3 protein-coding genes are annotated in these 1,726 nt (G+C 55.3%); all 3 read right to left on the bottom strand.

Annotation, left to right across the window (positions count from 1 at the left end):
• Positions 1 to 812: terminase large subunit domain-containing protein (locus tag ACX3OZ_RS20805; RefSeq protein WP_459105501.1), on the bottom strand; the 812-nt coding region annotated here is incomplete at its 3' end.
• Positions 799 to 1,182: a DUF5681 domain-containing protein gene (locus ACX3OZ_RS20800; RefSeq protein WP_459105500.1), complete on the bottom strand. Its 384-nt coding sequence runs from the start codon at positions 1,180 to 1,182 to the stop codon at positions 799 to 801. The genes ACX3OZ_RS20800 and ACX3OZ_RS20805, both read right to left, overlap by 14 nt.
• A partial coding sequence (locus ACX3OZ_RS20795; protein WP_459105499.1) for a DNA-methyltransferase occupies positions 1,172 to 1,726 on the bottom strand: 555 nt, incomplete at its 5' end. The genes ACX3OZ_RS20800 and ACX3OZ_RS20795, both read right to left, overlap by 11 nt.

Raw genomic sequence — 1,726 nt, 5'->3', positions numbered from 1 at the left:
GCAGCGAATTTCTCAGCGCCCATCAAGGGGAGCTGTTCTTCGATTGTTTGTTTGCTCTCCCGTTCCTCGCAAAGGGCCACGCCCTTATTTCTCGTAACGAACCCACCACGTGGGGTGGCCCATTTTTCGACGCCGCGGGAAATAGCGGATATGGCGAGGCATTGCCATTCGCGCTTATGAGAAAAATAACCGGTCAGGTCTCCTACATGGAGGCGCTGCTGCACGATGACGATGCGCCCGTGCGTCTTGCTGTTCAGGCGGTGTAGAACATCATTTTTGAAATATTCGGCGACTTGCTCGCGCTTGTCGGCATCCTCAATCTGAGACGGTGACTGTGGGTCGTCGATGATGATGACATCGTAGCCTTTGCCGATAATCGCCTCTCCATACCTGAGGAAAGACAAAGAACCGCCCTGTGGGAAATCCATGCGCCGGTCAGACGCGGTGAATTCGATCTGGTCAAACACGCCGCCGTATCGATCTGACCGCATGAGCCTAACGACCTTTTGGCGGAAATCATTGGCTAAATCCGATGTGCCGGCGAGGATCAGTATTTTTAGCCGCGGATCCTTACCGAGCAGGAATGCCGGCATGGCGATCGAGGTCATAAATGACTTCAGGCTGCGCGGCGGCAGGTTGATGATTAGTCGATTAGGCGTTCCGGCTATGAATTGGGTTATCTGATGCGCGATGACGCCGATATGCCAGTTTTCGAGCAGCTGTTCGCCAGGATGAAGAACCTCGAAAGCAAGCCCGGCAAACATATCAAACTGGGTCCGATACATCAGCTGATAGGGGTCACTCCTCGCCATCTGTGTTCCCCTGTCTGATCGCGTCGGCGATTAGATTGCTCAGTCGCTCCTCGTCGTTGGAAGTCGGCTTAAACTTTTGCTTAGGGTCAAATTCACTCAGAAATTGGAGCGTTGGGACCCATTTTCCGAGCTTGCCAGCAGCGACCTCGTGAAGAGCTCTGGAAATGATCATGTCCATCGGCGTGCTGGTCGTGCCGTCTGACAATTTCAGCTTCTGATGTAGCTTTTCATGGAGCTTAGCTTTGACCGTGGTGCCCCGAGCTTTGCGCCCCTTTGGGTTACCCGATGTTCCCGGCTTGAACCGCGAACTCTTCGGCGGCTTCCCATATCCAACCTCATAGGGGGCATCGCCGTCGCTATCATGGGACATTGGTGCCCTCCGCGCGTTCTTCCGTGACGTCGGAAAGGGGCCTCTGTGATGGCAACAATACCGGCTCAATTCCTGTCGCTGTTTGGAAGCGGCGCAAAATGACGTCGACAAATCTTGGATCGATCTCGATGAGAGCCGCTCGACGCTTGGTGGCTTGCGCCGCCAGCAACGTCGTCCCGGAGCCGCCGAATGGATCAAGCACCAGATCGCCCGGTATTGTGGAGTCCCGAATGGCATCCTCAACCATGGCAACCGGTTTGACCGTGGGGTGATCATCAAGGTCAGTTTTCCGCGTCGCTGAAAATGACGAAGCTCCGGGGTACTGCCAAAGGTTAGAGCGGTTACGGCCGAGGCGACCGAGCTGCACGTTGTTGGTATGGCTGGCCTCTCCGTGTTTGAAGACAGCCACCATCTCGTGCTGACTGCGGTAGAACGAACCCATGCCACCGTTGCTCTTCGCCCATACGCATATGTTGAGGAAGCTGTCGAATAGTTGGCGTCCCGCGAGCACCATGTCGGCGATATGGCGCCAATCAATGCAGTG

Source organism: Devosia sp. A369 (assembly GCF_054489345.1).
This window is presented reverse-complemented; position numbering and strand designations above follow the sequence as displayed.

What these genes read in the sequence shown, in the direction of transcription:
- ACX3OZ_RS20800 (WP_459105500.1), bottom strand. Translation starts at nt 1,182, where the DNA reads ATGTCCCATGATAGCGACGGCGATGCCCCCTATGAGGTTGGATATGGG.